The sequence below is a fragment of the Amycolatopsis sp. NPDC005232 genome, from assembly GCF_040607795.1.
Lineage (GTDB): Bacteria > Actinomycetota > Actinomycetes > Mycobacteriales > Pseudonocardiaceae > Amycolatopsis.
Genome location: NZ_JBEXHL010000001.1, coordinates 111,477 through 125,294 on the forward strand (window position 1 = coordinate 111,477; position 13,818 = coordinate 125,294).

Genomic DNA, 13,818 nt, shown 5'->3' on the forward strand with positions numbered 1-13,818 from the left:
CGTCGCCCGCCGGCGGGGCGCGAGTAGCGACCCGCCGGCGCTCGTGGGTCAGCGGCGGCGCAGTACCCGGATGATCATGAAGACCACGAACAGCACCGCGGCGCCCGCGGCGACCGGGATGAGGCGTTTGGCAACGGACTGGCCCGCGTAGTCCAGGAGGTCGATGGGTTCGGTTTCGCCGGTCGAGCCGCCGGACGGGACGCTGCGAAGCTGGGGCTTCGAGGCCGGTGAGCCGGCTTCGGCGGTGTCGGCGGCGGATTGTTCGGCGAGGTCGCCCTTCGCGGCCGCTTCGGCAGCCGGAGCGGCCGCGGCCGCCGGCGCGGTCGAAACCGAGCCCGAGCCGGCCGACGCCGCGGCTGAACCAGCCGCACCAGCACTCGCTCCGGAGTCCGTTCGCAGTGAGTCGGCCAGGTTGCCGGCGAAGGTGTCCAGCAGTTTGCCGCCCACCTCCGAGATCAGGCCGCGTCCGAACTGTGCCGGGCGGCCCGTGATCGCGATGTCGCTGGCCACCGCGCCGTGGGTGCCGCCGTCGACGGAGCTCAGGGTCACCGTCACGGTGGCCGCCGCGGTGCCGCCGCCGCGGGAGTCCTTGCCGGAGGCCTTGATGACGACCTTCCTGGCCGCTTCGTCCTTTTCGAGGAACTCGCCGGAGCCCTTGTACAGCAACGAGATCGGGCCCAGCTTGACCTTCACCGTGCCCGTGAAGGAGTCGCCTTCCACCTTCGTGAGCGCTGCCCCCGGCATGCACGGGGCGACGCGCTCGGGGTCGATGACGGCCTGCCAGACCTCCTCGAGGGGCGCTGGGACGGTGAATTCGTGGTCGAGCCGCACGGGCCGACCTCCTCTCCTTCGTCAAAGCCGGTCTCGGCCGAAGCCGATGAGGCCCACCTTACGACCGTCGGCGATCGAAAGGTGGGCCTCATGGACATCAGGCTCCGACAGCAGCCGTCAGGGCACGGCCCGTGAGCACCCGCGCGAGGTGCTGCCGGTACTCGACGTCGGAGTTGCCGTCCGCTGCCGGGCTCGTGCCGTCGGCGGCGTGCGCGGCGGCCGCGCGGATCACGTCGGCGTTCGCCGAAGCGCCCACCAACGCTTGCTCCACGGCGACGGCCCGCACAGGCGTCGAGCCCATGTTCGTGAGCGCCACGCGGGCTTCCTCGATCACACCGCCCTCGGTGCGGACGGTGGCCGCGACCGCGACGATCGACCACGCTTGCGCGACGCGGTTGAACTTCTCGTAGTGCGCCCGCCAGCCCGTGTGCTTGGGCAGGCGAACCTCCACGAGCAGCTCGTCGGGCGCCAGCGCGGTGGTGAAGAAGTCCTGGAAGAACTCCTCCGCCGCCACCGTGCGCCGGCCGTTCGGCCCGGCGATGACCACCGAGCCGTCGAGCGCCACCGCCACGGCGGGCAGGTCACCCGCCGGATCGGCGTGTGCGAGCGAGCCGCCGAACGTGCCGCGGTGGCGCACCTGCGGATCGGCCACCTTGTCGGTCGCCTCCTTGGCCAGCGCCGCGTGCTCGGCGACCAGCGCGTCGCGCTGAACGTCGTAGTGCGTGGTCATCGCGCCGATCACGATAGCGTCGCCGTCCTCGCGCACGCCGCGCATCTCGGCGATGTTGCGCAGGTCCACGAGCGTGGTCGGGGCGGCGAGACGCATCCGCAGCACCGGCAGCAGGCTCTGCCCGCCGGCCAGCACCTTCGCGTCCTCGCCCGCCGCCGCGAGCGCCTGCACGGCCTCGTCCACACTGGACGGAGCCACGTACTCGAACGGGGCCGGGATCACTGGGCACCTCCGGAAGCGTCGATCGAACCGAGGCCGCCGCCGGCCTCCGAGCCGGGTCCGCCGGCTGCCGTGGTTCCGTGCTGGATGGCGTGCCACACGCGCATCGGCGTCAGCGGCATTTCGATGTCGTTCACGCCGAAGTGGCGCACGGCGTCGACCACCGCGTTGACCACCGCCGGCGTCGAGGCGATCGTGCCCGCCTCGCCGACACCCTTGGCGCCCAGCGGGTTCGTCGTCGACGGCGTTTCGGTGCGCGCCGTGGTGAACGACGGCAGGTCCGCCGACGAGGGCAGCAGGTAGTCGGCGAACGTACCCGTGGTGAGCGTGCCGCTCTCGTCGTGCACGGCCTCCTCGAACAGCGCCTGCGCGATGCCCTGCGCGAGCCCGCCGTGCACCTGGCCGTCGACGATCAGCGGGTTCACGACCACGCCGACGTCATCCACGCACACATACGAACGCAGCTTGATCCGGCCCGTCTCCGTGTCCACCTCGGCGGCGCACAGGTGCGTGCCGTGCGGGAAGGAGAAGTTCTCCGGGTCGAACGTCGCGTCGGAGTCGAGCGAGGGCTCGATGCCGTCGGGCAGGTCGTGGGCCGCGAACACAGCCAAGGCGACGTCCTGGATCGTCGTCGACGAGTCCGTGCCCTTGACCGTGAACTTGCCGTTCGCGAAATCCAGGTCGTCCTCGGCGCATTCGAGCATGTGCGCGGCGATCGGCTTCGCCTTCGCCACGACCTTCTCGGCCGCCTTCACGACGGCGACGCCACCGACGGTGAGAGAACGCGAGCCGTAGGTGTCCATGCCCTTGTGGGACGACTGCGTATCACCGTGCAGCACCTCGACGTCCTCGAAGGGCACGCCCAGCTGGTCGGCCACGATCTGGCTCCACGCCGTCTCGTGCCCCTGACCGTGGGCCGAGGCTCCGGTGGCGACCTCGATCTTTCCCGTGGGCAGCACCCGCAGCTGCGCGTACTCCCAGCCACCGGCCCCGTAGTCCAGCGAGCCGAGCACCCGCGAGGGCGCCAGGCCGCACATCTCCGTGAACGTGGAGATGCCGATGCCGAGCTGCACCGGGTCACCCGAATCGCGGCGCTGCTGCTGCTCGCGCCGCAGGCCGTCGTAGTCGAACAGCTCCTTGGCCTTCGCGGTGGCGGCCTCGTAGTTGCCCGAGTCGTAGGTCAGCCCGGCCACGGTGGTGAACGGGAACTCCTCGTGCTTGATCCAGTTCTTCTCGCGCAGCTCCATCGGATCCATGCCGAGCTCGTCGGCGAGCTCGTCCATGATCCGCTCGATCGCGAACGTCGCCTCCGGCCGCCCTGCGCCGCGGTAGGCGTCGGTGAGCGTGGTCGTGGTGAACACGTTGGTGCAAGCGAAGTGGTAGGCGGGGAACTTGTAGATCGCGTTGAACATGAACGCGCCCAGGATCGGCACGCCCGGGCCGACGAGCCCGTTGTAGGCACCCAGGTTCGCGATCAGCTCGACCTTCAGGCCGGTGACCGTGCCGTCGGCGTTCGCGGAGATCGTGATGTCCTGGATCTGGTCGCGGCCGTGGTGGGCGGTGAGGATCGACTCGGAACGCGATTCGTTCCACTTCACCGGTTTTCCGAGCTTGTTGGCCACCAGGACCGTCATCATCTCTTCGGGCAGCACGGCGATCTTGCCGCCGAAGCCGCCGCCGACGTCGGGCGCGATCACGCGCACCTTGTGCTCCGGCAGCCCCAGCGTCAGCGCCGTCATCACTCGCAGGATGTGCGGGATCTGCGTGGCCGACCACATCGTCATCTGCGCGCTCGTCGGGTCGACGACACACGCCCGCGGCTCCATGAACGCGGGAATGAGCCGCTGCTGGCGGAAGCGGCGCTTGACCACGATCTCCGACGACGCGATGGCGTCCTCGACGTTGCCGCCGGTGCCCGCCTCGGCCGAGTCGAAGATCCACAGCGCGTTCTTGTTGGTGCCCAGGTCCTCGTGCACGAGCGGCGCGCCCTCGGCGAGCGCCGCCTCCATGTCGAGCACCACGGGCAGCTCGTCGTACTCGACCTCGATGGCTTCGAGCGCGTCGTGGGCTTCACCGGCGCTGCGCGCCACGACCACGGCGATGCCCTCACCGGCGAAGTTCACCTGGCCATCGGCCAGCACGGGCCGGCGCGGCGCCTTCATGTCCGGCGAGATCGGCCACGCGCACGGCATGCTGACCGAACCGTCCGGGTCCAGGTCCCTGGCGGTGTAGACCGCGACGACGCCTGGTGCGTCCTTGGCCGCCGAAACGTCCAGCGACGTAATCTTCGCGTGCGCCATGGGGCTGCGCAGCACGGCGAGGTGCAGCATGCCCGGCAGCGTGATGTTGTCGGTCCAGCGCGTACGGCCGGTGATCAGCCGCTCGTCCTCCTTGCGGACACGGGCCTTTCCGACCTCGGGCTCGATGGTCGCGGTCATCACTCACCACCCACGCCGACGTGCTTGATCTGTTCGGCCTCGGGTCCGGCGCCCGGGCTCATGTGCTGTGCGGCGTCGCGCACGGCGCGCACGATGTTCTGGTAACCCGTGCAGCGACAGAGGTTCCCCTCGAGGCCTTGGCGCACGGCGTTCTCGTCGGGGTCCGGGTTGTCGGCCAGCAGGTCGATCGACGCCATGATCATGCCGGGCGTGCAGAAGCCGCACTGCAGGGCATGGTTGTCGCGGAACGCCTGCTGCACGGGGTGGAGCCGCCCGTCGCGGGCGAGCCCTTCGACGGTGGTGACCTCGCTGCCGTCGGCCTGGACGGCGAGCACAGAGCAGGACTTAACGCTGTGACCGTCGAGGTGGACGGTGCACGCGCCGCAGTTGCTCGTGTCGCAGCCGACGACCGTGCCCACCTTCCCGACGCGTTCCCGCAGGTAATGGACAAGAAGTGTGCGGGGCTCCACCTCATCGGTGTACTTCGTGCCGTCGACGGTGACGGTGATGCGCATCAAAGGCCTCCAAGAGCAAATGCCCGCCTGACCCGGGTGGGGCCGGCGGGCCGGTTCGGGAACGGCCAAGGTCGATCGTGATCGGCCTCACAGGCGAGCCTGCTACTCCTCTCGCGCGCGGACAAGTCCTGATGTCGTACATCCGGGCCGTGCTCCCGCATTTGCACGCTTATGTGCAGGACCATTCCGCAGATGCGGACCTCCGTTAGAGTGATTTTTCCACCCGGCGGCAAAACTCACCCAAGTCTCAGATGGACGGTCGCGACATGGTCGACTTCTACCTGGGCAAGGGGATTTCCGGTCATTCGCCCACTGCGCGTCGAGTCGCTTGAGAATTGCTCGCGGTTCACCGTACATCCGGGTCCACAGTGAATTTTTTACCGCAGATGCGGATTTTCCAGGTTATTGTCTCCGCAGGTGCGGACTCATGAGAAAGTCCCGCACACCATGGCGTGCGGGACTTTCTGAAAAACGCTCAGTTGTGGATCCGACCGGACAAGGCGGCCAATCGTCGTCCGGTTCCGCTCCAGCGCAGCGAAATGATCTCCGCCGCGATCGACACCGCGGTCTCCTCGGGCGTGCGTGCACCCAGGTCAAGGCCGATCGGCGACGAGAGCCGCTCCAGCTCCGGCTCGGTGATGCCGGCTTCGCGCAGCCGGGAGAACCGGTCGTCGTGGGTCTTGCGCGAGCCCATGGCTCCGACGTAGCCGACGTCGAGCCGCAGCGCGATCTCCAGCAGCGGCACGTCGAACTTCGGGTCGTGCGTGAGCACGGCGATCGCGGTGCGGCTGTCGATGCGGCCGGCCTCGGCCTCGGCGGCGAGGTAGCGGTGGGGCCAGTCGACCACGACCTCGTGCGCGTCGGGGAAGCGGCTGCTGGTGGCGAACACGGGCCGCGCGTCGCACACCGTGACCTGGTAGCCGAGGTAGGCGCCCATGCGCGCCATGGCGGCGGCGAAGTCGATGGCGCCGAACACGAGCAGCCGCGGCGGCGGTTCGAACGAGTTCACGAACACGGCCATGCCCTCGCCGCGACGCTGCCCGTCCGGCCCGTAGCGCAGGGTGCCGGTGCGGCCGCTGGCCAGCAGGCCGCGCGCGTCGTCGGCCACCGCGTCGTCCATGCGCGAAGAGCCGAGCGAACCCTCGACGCGGTCCGGCCACACGACCATGCGCTCGCCGACCAGGCCGGGCGCCTCGTGCTCGACGATCGTGACGATGGCCACGGGCTCGCCGCTGCGCACCGAGGCCACGACCTGGTCCAGCTCCGGCATCGACTCGCGGTCGAGGTGCTCCACGTAGATGTCGATGATCCCGCCGCAGGTCAGGCCCACGGCGAAGGCGTCGTCGTCGGTCACGCCGTAGCGCTGCAGAACGGGTTTGCGGTCGGTGACCACGTCCTGGGCCAGTTCGTACACGGCACCCTCGACGCACCCGCCGGACACACTGCCGGCAACGGTGCCGTCCGGCGCCACCACCATCGACGCGCCCGGTGACCGCGGCGCCGACGAGAACGTGGCCACCACCGTGCCCAGGCCCACCGTCTCGCCCGCCAGCCAGCGGCGGTACACGTCGTCAAGTACGTCACGCATCGGCAATCTCCCCGAGCAATCGTTCCAACGTCGCCAGGCTGTGCCCGGCCAGCAACCGGTCGATGTGGGGCAAAGCGGCCACGATGCCGGACTGGACCGGCGCGTACCCTTCCCGCCCCGCGTGCGGATTAACCCAGAATACGGCGTGCGCGAGCCGGCGCAGCCTGCCGAGCTGCTCGGACAGCAGCATTACGTCGCCGCGTTCCCAGCCGTCGGAGAACACGGTGACCACAGAGCGGCGCGCGATGCCGCGCTGACCCCAGCGGTCGAGGAACACCCGCAGCGTCTCGCCGAGGCGCGTGCCGCCGGCGAAATCGGGCACCGCGTTGCCGGCGGCGAGCATGGCCTGCTCCGGGTCGCGCTGCCGCAGCTGGCGCGACACCCGCGTCATGCGCGTGCCGAGCGTGAAGACTTCGACGCTGGCCGGTGCGGACCGGGTGAGCACGTGGGCGAAGCGCAGCAACGCGTCGGCGTAGGGGCTCATCGAACCGGAGACGTCGATGAGCAGCACCGTTTTCCGCGGGCGCGTGCCGCGGCGGCTGTGGATGAGGCGGATGGGTTCGCCGCCGTCGGCGAGCATGGCGCGCAGCGTGCGGGCCGGGTCCAGCCGGCCGCGGTGGGCGGGGCGGCGGCGCGCCGCCCGGCGTTGCGGCGGAACCGGTTTGAGGGTGGCCAGGAGCTCGCGCAGGTGCTCGCGCTCGGCCTTGGTGAGCTCGGCGAGGTCGCGGTGGCGCAACACTTCGTGGTCACTGGCGGCGACTTTGAGGCTGTCGAGCTCTTCGTCGCTTTCGCCGCTGCCGCCGGTGTCGGAGGTCAGCGGCGCGATGCGGGCGCGCTTCTGCGCGGGGGCGGCCTGGGTGCCGCGGCGGGTCTCGTCGCCGTCGAACCAGCGGGCGAAGGCTTCTTCGTAGCGCGGCAGGTCGTCGGGATCGGAGCACAGCGTGAGCCGGCCGGCCCAGTACAGCTGCGTGGGCTCCGCGATGTCCACCTCCGCGACGGCCGCCAGGTACGCCTGCACGCGGCGCGCATCGCACGCCACGCCCGCCTCGCGCAGGGCCGCCGCGAACCCGGCAAACCCGGCCAGCGGATCGGCGACCTCGGTGTCCATGCCCCCATTGTGCAACGGTTTCCCCCGCGGCGGGATTTCGCCTGCCACGCGCGGGCGCGCACGCCGCCCCTCCCCCGGGACGACGCGCGCGCTCGGCGGCTCCGCGCAGCGACCACCCAAGGTAGCGGGAGGGCGGGCGCACGGAGGCTTGGGGAAAGATCGAGAGCTTCGGGTGCTGGTGGTTCTGGGGCGCGGTTAGGCGCTTCGGTGCCGCGGTTGGCGCGGTTGGCGCGGGGCAGGGCCGGTTCGGTGCCGGAGTTCGGTGCCGGGGTATCAGTACCGGTCGGCTGCCAGGTCAGAGCACGGGGAAGACCGCGGCTGCGCGATCGATCTCGGTCATCCGCACGGTCTTCCTCCTCTCGACTGCTTCTGTCGCGGTGATGGGAAAAGCATGACTCGCGGGTAGTGGTCCGGTCAACGCAATTAACCGTGGGTCCACAGTGGACGGATCGGGCAAGTGCTGCACCACGTTCCCGGAACAGCGGCGCCACGGAAAGCCACTGCTCGCCTCGCGCGAGCACCACTGCGCGGCGCCACCCAACGTGGCAGGTGGCCTCGGCGCTGTCCGAACGCTGCGCCAGCGCAGTCGACGTTCGGGCGGGACACAACAACGCCGCTCTCGCAGAACGGCGCTAACCGCTTCGCGCGGGCATCACCACGCAACGCCACCCAACGCGGCGGGCGGCCTCCGCGCTGTTCGAGTGCTGCGCCGAGGCAGCCGGCACGGGTGCGGCAGGAGAATCGCCGACCTTGCGCCGTGCGGGGGTCACCGCCGCCGCGCACCGCCTGGCGGGCGGCGTGTGGAAGTGACCGTGCGCGAGCCGGTATCGCCGCCGCCGAGCACCCTGGCGAGCGGCCAAGCGGGCGGGCGGCGTCAGGAGAAGAGCGTGTCCAGTTTGGCGCGCACGCGGTCCATGTCCTCGCTGTACTTGAGGACCGCGCCGAGGGTGCGGGCGGCGGTGGCGGCGTCGAGCTCGTCGCGGTCGAGGGCGAGGAGGGCGCGGGCCCAGTCGAGGGATTCGGCGACGCCCGGGGGTTTGAGCAGGTCCATGGCGCGGAGGCGGTGGACGGCGTCGGCGACCTGGCGGGCAAGGGTTTCGCCGATGCCGGGGATGCGGCGGCGCAGAATGGTGATCTCGCGGGCGAGGTCGGGGTGCTCGAGCCAGTGGTAGAGGCAGCGGCGCTTGAGGGCGTCGTGGACCTCGCGCGTGCGGTTGGAGGTGAGCACGACGAGCGGCGGCTGCTCGGCGCGGACCTCGCCGTACTCGGGGATCGTGACGGTGTAGTCGTCGAGCAGCTGCAGCAGGAAGGCTTCGAACTCGTCGTCGGCGCGGTCGATCTCGTCGACGAGCAGCACGCACGGCGCGGTGGTCAGGGCCTGCAGCAGCGGGCGCGCGAGCAGGAACCGCTCGGTGTAGAGCGAGCGCTCGGCCGTCTCGGCGTCGAGACGGCCCCCGTCGGAGGCTTCGAGGGCGCGCAGATGCAGGAGCTGGCGGGGGAAGTCCCATTCGTACAGGGCCTGCGCGGCGTCGATGCCCTCGTGGCACTGCAAGCGCACGAGCGGCAGGTCGAGCGCGGCCGAGAGCGCCAGCGCCAGCGACGTCTTGCCCGTCCCCGGTTCGCCTTCGCAGAACAACGGGCGGCGCATGCGCAGGGCGAGGAACCCGGCTGTCGCCAGTCCCTCGTCGGCGAGGTACCCGGTGGCATCGAGCGCGGCGGTGAGCTCTTCGGGCGAGGCGAGGGACTCGGTCACGCTCCCGATCGTAGGGCTCCCAGCCGCGGTTGCGCCGGTCATCCCGCCGTCTTCGGGGTCCGCCCCAGGTCAGCGGGCCGGTCGACGTCCTGGCCGCTGCCCAGATCCCCGCACTCGACGAGCACGACGTCCTCGCGGCCCCGCAACCAGTCCCGCGCCCCGCGGTCCCCCTGCGCCGACTCGGCGACCTCGCCCCACCACCGCCGCCCGAAAAGCACAGGATGTCCGGGTACGCCGTCGTAGGCGGCCCGGGCGACCGCCGTCGGCGAAGCTCTCGCGACCACGCGCGCCAACGCCGCCGCCGGCACCCACGGCAGGTCCACCAGGTGCACGAGCACCGCCACGGGCGCGCTGTCGGCACCATCCGGGAACTGCCCGGCGAGCGCCGCCAGCCCCGCCTTCAGCGACGCACCCATGCCGCCTTCCCAGCCTTCGGCGTAGATCGCCTGGCTCGGGTCGGGCAGCAGCTTCGTCACGTCCTCCGCCGCGGCCCCCACCGCCACCCGCACAGGGCCGCAGCCGGCCTCGGTCAACGTCCGCAACGCCCGCCGCACCAACGGCTCCCCGTCCAGCTCGACCAGCGCCTTCGGCCCGCCGAACCGCCGCCCCGCCCCGGCAGCGAGCAGCAGCCCGGCCACGCGCGGAGCCGCACCGGTTCGTGGTCCGGCCGGCGCGGCCTCCGTGTCGCCGCGCGCAGCAATCGCCCGGTCGCCGGGCAAGCCTGCCAACGATTCGGTCGATCCACCGGCCGCCGCAACCGGCTCCGCAGTCGGCCGGCGAGCCACTGAGGCCGTTAGCTCGCCGCTCGCAACAGTTGCCCGGTCGGTTGGCCGGCCTGCCAACGATTCGGTGGATCCACCGGCCGCCGCAACCGAGTCCGCAGTCGGCCGGCGAGCCGCTGAGGTCGTTTGCTCGCCGCTCGCAACAGTTGCCCGGTCGGTTGGCCGGCCTGCCAACGATTCGGTCGATTCACCGGCCGCCGCAACCGAGTCCGCAGTCCGCTGGCGAGCCGCTGAGGCCGTTTGCTCGCCGCTCGCAACAGTTGCCTGATCGCCGGGCAGGCCCGCGACGAACTTCGGCGCATTGGCGTTCGTGGTGGCCGCGCCCGGTCGCGCGGTCACGAGTGCTGGAGCCGCACCGGTTCGTGGTCCGGCCGGCGCGGCCTCCGGGTCGCCGCTCGCAGCAATCGAGGCTGCCGGGGCGCTTCGCGCGGAGTCGGCCGGCTTGCGGGCGGCGGCACCCGGCCGGCCGAGAGGTGCGGCGGCGGGAGCGGTGGTGAGCGGGTCAGCCACGGACGGCCTGCGCGGGGCTCGAGCCGGCGAGGTCGGCGGCGATGGCGTGGGCCGTGTCGAGCAGGGGTGGCACCAGGTCTTCGCGGACGGAGTGGGCGGGGGTGCGGCTGGCGTGCGTGGAGATGTTCACGGCGGCGACCGCGCGGCCCTGGCGGTTGCGGATCGGCGCGGCGACCGAGCGCAGGCCCTCCTCGAGCTCCTGGTCGACCATGGCCCAGCCCTGCTCGGCGACCTGCGCGAGCTCGGCCTCGAGGGCGGCGCGGTCGGTGAGAGTGTGGGACGTGAGGCGGTCGAGGTCGGTGATCACGAAGTACGCCTCGAGCTCCGCCGCCGACATGTCGGCGAGCAGCACGTGGCCCATGGACGTGGCGTAGGCCGGGAACCGCGTGCCGACGTTGATGCTCACCGTCATGATGCGCGAAACCGCCACGCGCGCGATGTAGACGATGTCCGGCGGCTCCAGCACCGACACGGAGCTGGATTCCCGCACCAGCGCGGAAAGCCGCTCCAGGTGCGGCTGCGCGACCTCCGAAAGCGACAGGCTCGACAGGTACGCGTACCCCAGATCGAGCACGCGCGCGGTCAGCGAGAAGTACTTGCCGTCGGTGCGGACGTAGCCGAGATCCACAAGCGTGAGCAGGAACCGGCGCGCGGCGGCGCGCGTGAGGCCCGTGATCCGCGCGACGTCGCTGAGCGTCGGGTGCGGTGCCTGGGCGCTGAAGGCCTTGATCACCGCCAGCCCACGCTCCAGCGACTGCACGTGGTGCGCGCCGCGTTCGGCCGGTTCGTCGGAGTCCATGCGGCGAACCCTATCCGGCGTCGGGGACCTGCGCGGTGGGCTCGCCCAGTTCGGCCAGCGTGCGCTGGGCGATGCCCATCGCGGTGTTCGCCGCGGGCACGCCGGCATACACGCCGGTGTGCATCAGGACCTCACGGATCTCCGCGGCGGTGAGGCCGTTGCGGACGGCCGCGCGCACGTGCATGGCCAGCTCGTCGTGGCAGTGCAACGCGGTGAGCGTGGCCAGCGTGATACAGCTGCGCGTCTTGCGGTCCAGGCCGTCGCGCGTCCAGATCGAGCCCCACGCCGCCTCGGTGATGTACTCCTGGAACGGCTTGCTGAACTCCGTGGTCCGGGCCACCGACCCGTCCACGTGCTCGTCGCCCAGCACCTCGCGGCGCACCTTCATGCCCGCGTCGTAACGCTCGCCCGGAACGTCGACCATCACGCTGCCTCCGTGATCTGCTCGAGGATCAGCCGCGTGAACTCCGCGGGCTGCTCGTAGTTGCCCAGGTGCGCGGCCGAGGCGACGACTTCGAACCGCGCGCCCGGAATGCCTTCCGCGATGAGCTTGCCGTGGGGGCCGGGCGGTGTCGCGGGATCGTCGGCGCCGGAGATCACCAGCGTCGGCGTGGTGATCTTCGGCAGGTCGGCCAGCTGGTCCATCCGCTCGATCACGCCGCAGCAGGCCGCGTACCCCTCGTCCGGGCAGTCGGTCATCATCCCGCGCAGGAACGCCATCTCGTCCGGGTGCGACTGCGCGTACGCCGGCGTGACCCAGCGCCCCACACCGGCCTCGGCGATGGCGCCGGTGCCCTCGGCCCGCACCAGCTTCGCGCGGTCCGCCCACCCCTGCGGCGGGCCGAGCTTCGCCGACGTGCAGCACAACGTCAGGCTCCGCAGCCGCTCGCCCGCGTGCACACCCAGCCACATCCCGGTCATCCCGCCGAGTGAAAGCCCGACGAGGTGCGCCCGCTCCACACCCAGATCGTCCAGCAGCGCCAGCACGTCACCGCCCAGATCGGCCAGGTCGTACGGACCGTCCGGCACGGGCGAAGCGCCGTGGCCGCGCGTGTCGTACCGCACGACCCGGTAGCCACGCTCGACGAGCGGCGCCACCTGAGGCTCCCACATGCGGTGGTCGCTGCCGATCGAGTTGGAGAACACCACCACCGGGCCGTCGTCGCGACCCTCGACGACCCGGTGTACCGCCACGCCGCTCACGCCTGTACCTCCAAAGTGGACAGTGAACCGATCAGAGCGCGAAGAAGACCGTCTCACCCTCGCCCTGCAGCCGCACGTCAAAGCGGTAACCGTCTTCGGTCTTCTTCGCCACGAGCGTGTCCCGGCGCTCGGCCGGCAAGCTCGCCAGCACCGCGTCGCCCGAGTTGTCCTGGTCTTCGAAGTAGATCCGCGTGACGACCCGGTTGAGCAGCCCGCGCGCGAACACCGACACGTCGACGTGCCGAGCCTGCTCGCCCTGTTCACCGGGCAGGACACCCGGCAGCAGCGTGAGGACGCGGTACTCGCCGTTCTCGTCGGTGGGGCACCGGCCGAACGCGCGGAAGCCCGAATCGCTGCGGCCCCGCGGGTCGTCCGGGTGGTCGAAGCCGCCCTTCGGGTCGGCCTGCCAGGTCTCGATCATGGCGTCGGGCACGACCGCGCCCGCGCCGTCGGTGACGGTGCCGCGGATCCAGAACGCGCCTTCGGTGCCCTCGGGCACCACGAACGGCCCGTCTTCCCACGGCAACCCGATCGACAAGTACGGGCCGACGGTCTGCGACGGCGTCGCGAGCAGCTCGCCCATCAGTCCTCGTCCTCCTCGTCCTCGAACACCGACTGCTCACTGCCGCGCACGACGATGTCGAAGTCGTACGCCAGCGCCCACTCCGGCACCGTGCGCTCCAGGTTGAAGTGCGAGACCATCCGCTGCCGCGCCTTCTCGTCGGGGATCGAGTTGAAGATCGGGTCCTGCGAGAACAGCGGGTCTTCCGGGAAGTACATCTGCGTGACCAGCCGCTGCGTGAACGCCGAGCCGAACACGGAGAAGTGGATGTGCGCGGGGCGCCAGGCGTTGTCGTGGTTCTTCCACGGGTACGCACCGGGCTTGATGGTGGTGAACTCGTAGCGGCCGTCGCCGTCGGTCAGCGCGCGGCCGAGCCCGGAGAAGTTCGGGTCGATCGGCGACGGCCAGCGGTCGCCGGTGTGGCGGTAGCGCCCACCCGCGTTGGCCTGCCAGATCTCGACCAGCGAGTTGCGGATCGGGCGGCCGTCGCCGTCGAGCAGCCGGCCGGTGACGATGATGCGCTGGCCCTGCGGTTCGCCGTCGTGTTGGCGGGTGAGGTCGTTGTCGAGCTCGCCGAGGCGACCCGGGCCGAGCAGCGGCCCGGTGACCTCGGTGAGCATCTGCGGGAGCAGCACGAGCGGCTGCGACGGGTGGCGCAGCTTCGTGGAGCCGTACCCCGCGAAGTCCAGCGGAGCGTTCGTCCCCTCCGGCTCCCGCGGGTAGCGGGGCAGGCGGAGATCGGTGGGAGCGGCCACAGTTCCTCCGTATCCGGTCGGTGGT

The 13,818-nt window shown here is 71.2% G+C and carries 13 protein-coding genes; all 13 read right to left on the reverse strand.

Annotated features, from left to right (window positions below; translation table 11 throughout):
• Positions 1 to 48: 48 nt before the first annotated feature.
• The 13 genes from ABZU76_RS00535 to pcaH all read right to left on the reverse strand — a co-directional run bounded on the left by ABZU76_RS00535 (position 49) and on the right by pcaH (position 13,793).
• Entirely contained in the window at positions 49 to 831 is a 783-nt protein-coding gene (locus ABZU76_RS00535; RefSeq protein WP_354863659.1) for an SRPBCC family protein, read from the reverse strand.
• Positions 832 to 928: 97 nt separating this feature from the next.
• Complete coding sequence (locus ABZU76_RS00540; RefSeq protein ID WP_354863661.1) at positions 929 to 1,783, reverse strand: xanthine dehydrogenase family protein subunit M; 855 nt, start codon at positions 1,781 to 1,783, stop codon at positions 929 to 931.
• Positions 1,780 to 4,218 carry a molybdopterin cofactor-binding domain-containing protein gene (locus ABZU76_RS00545; protein WP_354863663.1) on the reverse strand — a complete coding sequence of 813 codons (2,439 nt, stop codon included), beginning with the start codon at positions 4,216 to 4,218 and terminating at the stop codon, positions 1,780 to 1,782. Before ABZU76_RS00545 ends, ABZU76_RS00540 begins: the two co-directional genes overlap by 4 nt.
• A complete protein-coding gene (locus ABZU76_RS00550; protein WP_354863665.1) occupies positions 4,218 to 4,733 on the reverse strand; it encodes a (2Fe-2S)-binding protein in 516 nt (171 codons plus the stop codon). Before ABZU76_RS00550 ends, ABZU76_RS00545 begins: the two co-directional genes overlap by 1 nt.
• A gap of 475 nt (positions 4,734 to 5,208) precedes the next feature.
• Positions 5,209 to 6,321 (reverse strand): XdhC/CoxI family protein, encoded by a 1,113-nt coding sequence (locus tag ABZU76_RS00555; RefSeq protein WP_354863667.1) that lies wholly within the window; start codon positions 6,319 to 6,321, stop codon positions 5,209 to 5,211.
• The gene (locus tag ABZU76_RS00560; RefSeq protein WP_354863669.1) at positions 6,314 to 7,429 is read right to left on the reverse strand and encodes a VWA domain-containing protein; all 1,116 of its coding nucleotides are present in this window, start codon (positions 7,427 to 7,429) and stop codon (positions 6,314 to 6,316) included. Before ABZU76_RS00560 ends, ABZU76_RS00555 begins: the two co-directional genes overlap by 8 nt.
• An 874-nt stretch (positions 7,430 to 8,303) precedes the next feature.
• The gene (locus tag ABZU76_RS00565; RefSeq protein WP_354863671.1) at positions 8,304 to 9,224 is read right to left on the reverse strand and encodes a MoxR family ATPase; all 921 of its coding nucleotides are present in this window, start codon (positions 9,222 to 9,224) and stop codon (positions 8,304 to 8,306) included.
• On the reverse strand, positions 9,221 to 9,820 hold the full coding sequence (locus ABZU76_RS00570; protein ID WP_354864710.1) for a nucleotidyltransferase family protein: 600 nt from the start codon (positions 9,818 to 9,820) through the stop codon (positions 9,221 to 9,223). Before ABZU76_RS00570 ends, ABZU76_RS00565 begins: the two co-directional genes overlap by 4 nt.
• 646 nt (positions 9,821 to 10,466) lie before the next feature.
• The gene (locus tag ABZU76_RS00575; RefSeq protein ID WP_220237721.1) at positions 10,467 to 11,273 is read right to left on the reverse strand and encodes an IclR family transcriptional regulator C-terminal domain-containing protein; all 807 of its coding nucleotides are present in this window, start codon (positions 11,271 to 11,273) and stop codon (positions 10,467 to 10,469) included.
• A 10-nt stretch (positions 11,274 to 11,283) separates the two neighbouring features.
• Positions 11,284 to 11,697 carry a 4-carboxymuconolactone decarboxylase gene (gene pcaC / locus ABZU76_RS00580; RefSeq protein WP_220237720.1) on the reverse strand — a complete coding sequence of 138 codons (414 nt, stop codon included), beginning with the start codon at positions 11,695 to 11,697 and terminating at the stop codon, positions 11,284 to 11,286.
• On the reverse strand, positions 11,697 to 12,476 hold the full coding sequence (gene pcaD / locus ABZU76_RS00585) for a 3-oxoadipate enol-lactonase (protein WP_354863674.1): 780 nt from the start codon (positions 12,474 to 12,476) through the stop codon (positions 11,697 to 11,699). Before pcaD ends, pcaC begins: the two co-directional genes overlap by 1 nt.
• A gap of 31 nt (positions 12,477 to 12,507) precedes the next feature.
• Positions 12,508 to 13,059, reverse strand: a complete 552-nt coding sequence (gene pcaG, locus ABZU76_RS00590) for a protocatechuate 3,4-dioxygenase subunit alpha (protein WP_354863676.1) — start codon at positions 13,057 to 13,059, stop codon at positions 12,508 to 12,510.
• Positions 13,059 to 13,793 (reverse strand): protocatechuate 3,4-dioxygenase subunit beta, encoded by a 735-nt coding sequence (pcaH, locus tag ABZU76_RS00595; protein WP_220237717.1) that lies wholly within the window; start codon positions 13,791 to 13,793, stop codon positions 13,059 to 13,061. Before pcaH ends, pcaG begins: the two co-directional genes overlap by 1 nt.
• Positions 13,794 to 13,818: the final 25 nt, after the last annotated feature.

Excerpts from the sequence above, each read along its gene's own strand:
- ABZU76_RS00575 (WP_220237721.1), bottom strand. The coding sequence starts at position 11,273 with ATGGACTCCGACGAACCGGCCGAACGCGGCGCGCACCACGTGCAGTCG.
- ABZU76_RS00555 (WP_354863667.1), bottom strand. The coding sequence starts at position 6,321 with ATGCGTGACGTACTTGACGACGTGTACCGCCGCTGGCTGGCGGGCGAG.
- ABZU76_RS00550 (WP_354863665.1), bottom strand. The coding sequence starts at position 4,733 with ATGCGCATCACCGTCACCGTCGACGGCACGAAGTACACCGATGAGGTG.
- pcaC (WP_220237720.1), bottom strand. The coding sequence starts at position 11,697 with ATGGTCGACGTTCCGGGCGAGCGTTACGACGCGGGCATGAAGGTGCGC.
- ABZU76_RS00545 (WP_354863663.1), bottom strand. The coding sequence starts at position 4,218 with ATGACCGCGACCATCGAGCCCGAGGTCGGAAAGGCCCGTGTCCGCAAG.
- ABZU76_RS00565 (WP_354863671.1), bottom strand. The coding sequence starts at position 9,224 with ATGACCGGCGCAACCGCGGCTGGGAGCCCTACGATCGGGAGCGTGACC.
- ABZU76_RS00560 (WP_354863669.1), bottom strand. The coding sequence starts at position 7,429 with ATGGACACCGAGGTCGCCGATCCGCTGGCCGGGTTTGCCGGGTTCGCG.
- pcaG (WP_354863676.1), bottom strand. The coding sequence starts at position 13,059 with ATGGGCGAGCTGCTCGCGACGCCGTCGCAGACCGTCGGCCCGTACTTG.